This window comes from Clostridium sp. AM28-20LB, assembly GCF_003480665.1.
Lineage (GTDB): Bacteria > Bacillota > Clostridia > Lachnospirales > Lachnospiraceae > Otoolea > Otoolea fessa.
This window is the reverse complement of sequence record NZ_QUJN01000002.1, coordinates 587412-593740: the sequence shown is the minus strand read 5'-3', so window position 1 is coordinate 593740 and position 6329 is coordinate 587412. Positions and strand designations below refer to the sequence as shown.

Sequence of the window (6329 nt, the reverse complement as noted above, 5' to 3'; positions counted from 1 at the left end):
TGCGCTTTCATCTCGGTAATTGAATTGCCGAGGATTCCCGCTTATTGTCCTAAGAACTTCCGCACGCACTCCAGAAACCGTTCTCCATATTTTTCAAACTTATACGCACCCACGCCGGACACCTCCAGCATCTCCGCTTCCGTGACCGGTTTTAAAATACACATATGCGTCAGCGTCTTATCAGAAAATACGATATACGGCGGCACTTTTTCCTCGGATGCAATCTCGCGGCGCAGCGCGCGGAGTGACTCGAAGAGCGTCTCTTCCTTCTCCGTAAATTCGGCTGCCCCGGCTGGAAGCTTCGCGCCCCGGCGGCTCTTTTTGCTGCTTCCAGCTGCCTGTTTTTCCCGCTCCTTCGCCATCTTCATCTCGATTGGCTCCGGTGCTTCCAGGAAAGCCGCACCTTTTTCCGTCAATTTGACAATCGAATACTCATCCGCCGTGACAAACAGATACTCCTCCACCTGGAGGAAATTAAACATCTGGCGCAGATGCACGACGCTCTCCTTCGCCAGCTCCCCATAATGCGGATTCTCATCCATCCGGTAATTGCGGATCTTAACCGTATTCGCCCCGTGAACCGTGTCGAGAATCACCGTTGTTCCATAGCGCTGTCCGCACGACTGCACACAGCCTAAGAGACTCTCTGCCGCCGCCTGAATGTCGATCGTGTCAAATTGCGTCATACAATTCGAACAGTTTCCGCAGTAATTACTTCCATATTCGCCGAAATACCGCAGGATATAATCACGCAGGCACTCATTCGTAAAACAATAAAACGTCATCTTTTTCAGGCGTTCCCGGTCACGTTCCAGCACCACCTGCCGCGTATAGTCGTCAAGCTCCTGATTGTCCTGGTTCCGCTCAATAAAGAGCTGGTTCGTCACCACATCCCGCCCGCTATAATACAGGATGCACTCCGCCGGTTCGCCGTCACGCCCGGCACGTCCTGCCTCCTGATAGTAGGCTTCCAGGTTCTTCGGCATCCCGCAGTGCAGGACAAACCGTACATCCGACCGGTCGATTCCCATGCCGAACGCATTGGTCGCCACCATCACCGGAACCCGGTCATAGATAAAATCATCCTGATTCTTCTGCCGCTCTGCATCGGAAAGTCCCGCATGGTAACGCGTCACTGAAAATCCATCCCGGATCAGCTTCTCACAGATCTCCTCAACATTCCTGCGGGTCAGACAGTAAATAATCCCTCCCTGCCCCGGGTGCGCCTCCAGATATGCCCGGATCGCCGCATAGCGGTCCTTCGGCGTCTCCACTGCAAAATACAAGTTTTTCCGGTCAAATCCCGTCGTCAGCATCACCGGGTTCTGTAACTGCAAAATGTCGATGATATCGTCCCGGACCTCCTTGGTCGCGGTCGCCGTAAAAGCACTGACCACCGGACGCCTCGGCAGCTTCTCGATAAAATCAACAATCTTCAAATAACTCGGTCTGAAATCCTGTCCCCACTGGGAAATGCAGTGCGCCTCATCGATCGCCAGCATCGCAATATCCACGTGCATCGCAAAATCAAGAAATGCCTCCGTCATCAGACGCTCCGGCGCCACATAAATGATTGGATAACGCCCCTCGCGCGCATACCCAAGCGCCTTATAATACTGTGCCGTCGTCAGCGAACTGTTCAGATACGCCGCGTGGACGCCCGCCTGATTGAGTGCCGTGACTTGATCCTTCATCAGAGAAATCAGCGGTGACACCACCAGCGTGATTCCCGGAAGAATCAATGCCGGAACCTGATAACACAGTGATTTTCCGCTGCCCGTCGGCATGATTCCCAGCACATCACGCCCATCAAGAATCCCATCAATCAGCATTTCCTGTCCTTCTCGGAAACTGTCATATCCGAAATACCGCTTGAGAACTTCATATTTTTCCGATTTCTCATAATTCATATATCTTTATCCAACACCCTTTCATTCTAGTTCTGTCTCAACTATCCACAATCTTGAGCATTTCCAGTCTCAGACATCCACCAGGTCAATCTTTCCTGAAACTTCTCTCCACAGGATGTTTCTCTGAACTCCACACATCCACACAAATTTCACTCTTTATACATATATATATCAAACACCAAACCATTGCTTCCTTACAAAAGCCCCAGCTCTTCCATCGCCCGGTAAATCCCATCTTCCTCCACGGTCTTCGCCGTAAACGTCGCATACGGCTCCAGCCCGGCATCGTGTTTTCCCATGACAACCGCATTCGGCACATACTGGAACATCGACAGATCGTTCATGCTGTCTCCAAAGACCCACGCGTCCTCCAGCGCGATCTCATATTGCTTCAAAATCCACTCGATCGCACTCGCCTTAGAATGCCCCATCGGCACACACTCATAGAAGCCGCCGCCCCGGTCAATCACCTCAAAATCCCGAAGTGTCTCAAAAAATCCCGCCGGATCACTGTCTGCTCCGACTGCCACGCAAAATTTACTGATCGAAAAGGACGGATCCGACCAGTTCTTTGCCGAAACCGCGCCGCTCTGGTCGAGAATCGAGCGGATCGCCCGCATCGTTTCGGTCTGCACCCCATCTGGCCGGAAAAAGCAGGCATCCACGCCCTCCATCACTGTATCCATCCGGAACCGCAGAATATCCTCTTTCAGTTTCTCCGCCCGTTCCGGCGAAATTCTCTGGTCATAGAGTGTCTTTCCATCCACGGAAATATAGGTACCACAGCCGCAGAGCAACCCGTTTACCGGCGCTTCCTCCCGGATTTTGGACGTCTGGCACCAGGTCCGCCCCGTATTAATAAATGTCAAATTTCCCTTTTCCATTGTTTTTTTTAAGGCAAGCACCGCGCTTTGCGGTACCTGCCTTAATTTTTCACTAAACAATGTTCCATCAATATCAAAAAACAATGCTTTTTTATTTATCTTCATTTCTGAATATGATCTCCCCGGTCTCTGCATTCATGCTGTCTACGATCGCCAGTGACTCAACGCGGATGCCCTTATCACGGATGCGTTTGCCGCCGTCCTGAAAACCTTTTTCAATGACAATGCCCGCACCAACTAATTCTGCTCCCGAATCCTGAATCAAAGTGGTCAGACCGTCTAATGCCTTGCCCTTTGCCAGAAAATCATCGATAACCAGAACCTTATCGCCTTTTCCAAGGAACTCCTTGGACACAATAATATCATATACAGTGCCATGGGTAAACGATTCAACCTTCGTTGTATACACTTCTCCGGCAATATTTTTCGTCTTTGTTTTCTTGGCAAATACAACCGGAACATCAAAATATTCGGCTACGATACAGGCAATACCAATACCCGACGCCTCGATCGTCAGGATCTTGTTGATCTCCTCACCCTCAAAACGGCGTTTAAACTCCTTGCCGATCTCCTGGAACAGATGAATATCCATCTGGTGATTCAGGAAACGATCCACTTTCAATACATTTCCTGCTCTTACGATTCCATCTTTACGGATTCTGTCGTATAAAATCTGCATATGTCTATCCCCTTATCTGTATTTTTATGAGACGCTTTCTACTCCGCCTCGTCCTCGGCTGCTTCTGTATTCAGCGCCGCATTGTTCTCCTCAGTGCTGACGGTGATCTTGGCATTTTCTACCAGAAAATCAAGTGTCTTCTGCATCAGTGCCGTATCGTCCACCATCTTCTGATCGATGTTATCGTTCTGAAGCATCGTCTCCAGGCTCTCGTAGCCGTAGCGTTTCGCCAGTGCTTCCTTGTCCGAATCGTCGATCGTGATATTTTCCTGCTTCGCAATCTCATTTAAAACGAGGGACTGTTTCGCCATTTCCTTGGCTTCCTCTCGGATCTTCTGCTTGAAGCTGTCCTCGTCGCTTCCAATCATACCCGCATAGGTCGCCAGATCGACGCCGTAGGAGGAAAGCATGTTGGTGTATGCCTTTAACTGTGTATCATATGCCTCGTCGATCGATGCAGTCGAGCATACAACTTCTGAATTGTCCACAACCGCATTGAGAATATCTGTATCTCTCTGATTGTCAATCGAGAGCTGTTTCTGCTCTAAGAGGTTCTCACGGGTGGATTCACGGTATTTCTCCACGGTTCCATCATCCGGTGATACGGAAGCAACAAACTCATCCGTCAGTTCCGGAACGGAGCGCTCCTTGACCGCATTGACCGTTACCTCAAATACAACCGCCTTACCTGCCAGATCCGGGTTGTTCGGATACGAATCCGGGAAGGTCAGGTTTAAGTCTTTCTGATCGCCCTTCACAGCGCCGACCAGCCCATCCTCGAATCCATCGATAAAGCTGCCGGATCCCAGTGTCAGGTCATAGCCCTCGGCGGTACCGCCCTCAAATGCCTCACCGTCTAAAAGTCCCTTATAGTCAATGTTGACCTGATCGCCCGTCTGGGCTGCCCGGTCTACCTCGCGGTACTCGGCCTTTGAATTCAACACCTGCTGAATCTGGTTTTCTACTTCCTCGTCCGTCACGGATGCCTCGGTCACGGTCACAGCGATGCCTTTGTACTCGCCCAGCTTCACGCTGCTCTCTGCGACATACTCCTCTGTCTCTGCAGCCGTGCTCTCTGCTGCGGTCGTCTCAGTCCCTGTCTTTTTTCCGCATCCAGATGCCGCTGCTGCTACCGCAACCGCCAGACAGATGCCTGCTATTTTCCATCTCTTCATTTAGTCGTCCTCTATCTCTCAATTTCCTGCCTGCGCCATCCGGCACCTGGCTTTCAAACGCACATATGATATATGTGCACGTATGTCTTACCAATCATCATACCACAAACCAGCCTGTCGCAAAAGCGATTTTTCAATATTTTATATTTTCAGCAACTCTTTTTTCATAGTTCATCACTTTTCCCAATTTAAGGAAACCGGATATGAATTATTTGATAAAAAATTCCGCCAGAAAAAAACGTTTTGTCTTTCCTGACGGAATTTTCTGGCTGTTTTTTAGCTGCAAAATGCTGCAAATGCCAGATATGTGTTATAGATATCCAGTTTCGATGCCAGCTCAAATGGGGCATGCATGGATAAAATCGGAACACCCATATCCACAACGTCTACATCCATGCCAGCCACAAACAGGGCAACCGTACCGCCGCCGCCGACGTCTACTGCGCCCAGCTCGCCGATCTGCCAGTATACGCCTGCCTCATCCATGATCTGGATCACTTTCGCCATCGTCTCCGCGCTCGCGTCGTTGCTGCCGGATTTGCCACGCGCACCCGTATATTTCGTCAAAACGACACCCTTATTCAGATAGCAGGAGTTTTTTTCTTCAAATACACTCGCAAACGTCGGGTCATACGCCGCATTGACATCCGCCGACAGGCACAGAGAATGCTTCAGCACTTTGCGGACATCCACATTTTCTGCCTTGCACAGTCCCTCGATATAATGCAGGGTAAAATCGGAATTTAAGCCGGTATTTCCAACGGAACCGATCTCCTCTTTATCTGCCAGAATCGTAACAGTCGTATATTCCGGGGACTTGGCTTTCATCTCTGCGGTCAGTGCCGTGTACGCGCACACCTTGTCATCCTGTCCGTAAGCGCCGACCAGGCTGCGGTCCAGACCAACATCTGTTGCCTTTACTGCCGGCACAAACTCGATCTCTGCACGCAGGAAATCCTTCTCCGTCATGCCAAAGCGCTCATTTAAGAGCGACAGCGCCAGCAGCTTGACCGGCTCCTTGATCGAGTCTTCTTCCTCGCACGGGTACGGCAGGGATCCAACAATGATATTTAATTCTTCGCCCTTGATGCCGTCTTTCAGTTTCCGCTCATTCTGCTGTGCGGCAAGATGCGGAAGCAGATCGGTCACGCAGAAGACCGGATCACCCTCTTTTTCGCCGATGCAAATATCCATCGATGTGCCGTCCTTTAAAATCACAACACCGTGCATCGCCAGCGGGATCGTCGCCCACTGGTATTTGCGGATACCGCCGTAATAATGGGTCTTGAAATATGCCGCCTCTGCCTTCTCATACAGCGGGTTCGGTTTCAGATCCAGGCGCGGGGAATCGATGTGAGCCACGTTAATGCGGACGCCGTCCTCCAGCGGACGTTTTCCGAACGTGCTCATCAGAAGCGCTTTCTTGCGGTTGATCTGGTATACCTTGTCGCCCGGCTGATAGATTTTTCCTTCTTCGAACTCCTCATAACCAGCCTCTTTCAGGCGGAGCACCGCCTCGCGCACAAATTCGCGCTCGGTCTTTGCCGCATTTAAAAACTCCTTATATCCCTCGCAATATGCAAATGCCTTTTCCTCCTGCTCCGGGGCTTTCTTTCCAATATTAGGAAATTCCCAGATCAGTTTTTCTCTCTGTTCTTTCGCTACTGACATATCCTTCCTC

At 50.5% G+C, this 6329-nt stretch carries 5 protein-coding genes; all 5 read right to left on the bottom strand.

The features are described 5' to 3' along the window. Positions 1 to 41: 41 nt before the first annotated feature. The 5 genes from recQ to DW739_RS07540 all read right to left on the bottom strand — a co-directional run bounded on the left by recQ (position 42) and on the right by DW739_RS07540 (position 6319). Complete coding sequence (gene recQ / locus DW739_RS07560; RefSeq protein ID WP_118742854.1) at positions 42 to 1910, bottom strand: DNA helicase RecQ; 1869 nt, start codon at positions 1908 to 1910, stop codon at positions 42 to 44. Positions 1911 to 2104: 194 nt separating this feature from the next. After that, positions 2105 to 2899, bottom strand: a complete 795-nt coding sequence (locus DW739_RS07555; RefSeq protein ID WP_243023745.1) for an HAD family hydrolase — start codon at positions 2897 to 2899, stop codon at positions 2105 to 2107. Beyond that, positions 2886 to 3473: a xanthine phosphoribosyltransferase gene (locus DW739_RS07550; protein WP_118471362.1), complete on the bottom strand. Its 588-nt coding sequence runs from the start codon at positions 3471 to 3473 to the stop codon at positions 2886 to 2888. Before DW739_RS07550 ends, DW739_RS07555 begins: the two co-directional genes overlap by 14 nt. A gap of 38 nt (positions 3474 to 3511) precedes the next feature. Next, positions 3512 to 4648, bottom strand: a complete 1137-nt coding sequence (gene tig / locus DW739_RS07545) for a trigger factor (protein ID WP_118742853.1) — start codon at positions 4646 to 4648, stop codon at positions 3512 to 3514. Between the two features lie 276 nt (positions 4649 to 4924). Beyond that, the gene (locus DW739_RS07540; protein ID WP_118742852.1) at positions 4925 to 6319 is read right to left on the bottom strand and encodes an aminopeptidase; all 1395 of its coding nucleotides are present in this window, start codon (positions 6317 to 6319) and stop codon (positions 4925 to 4927) included. Positions 6320 to 6329 lie beyond the last annotated feature (10 nt).

Coding starts and splice junctions, on each gene's coding strand:
- recQ (WP_118742854.1), bottom strand. CDS start 1,910: ATGAATTATGAGAAATCGGAAAAATATGAAGTTCTCAAGCGGTATTTC.
- DW739_RS07555 (WP_243023745.1), bottom strand. CDS start 2,899: ATGAAGATAAATAAAAAAGCATTGTTTTTTGATATTGATGGAACATTG.
- DW739_RS07550 (WP_118471362.1), bottom strand. CDS start 3,473: ATGCAGATTTTATACGACAGAATCCGTAAAGATGGAATCGTAAGAGCA.
- tig (WP_118742853.1), bottom strand. CDS start 4,648: ATGAAGAGATGGAAAATAGCAGGCATCTGTCTGGCGGTTGCGGTAGCA.
- DW739_RS07540 (WP_118742852.1), bottom strand. CDS start 6,319: ATGTCAGTAGCGAAAGAACAGAGAGAAAAACTGATCTGGGAATTTCCT.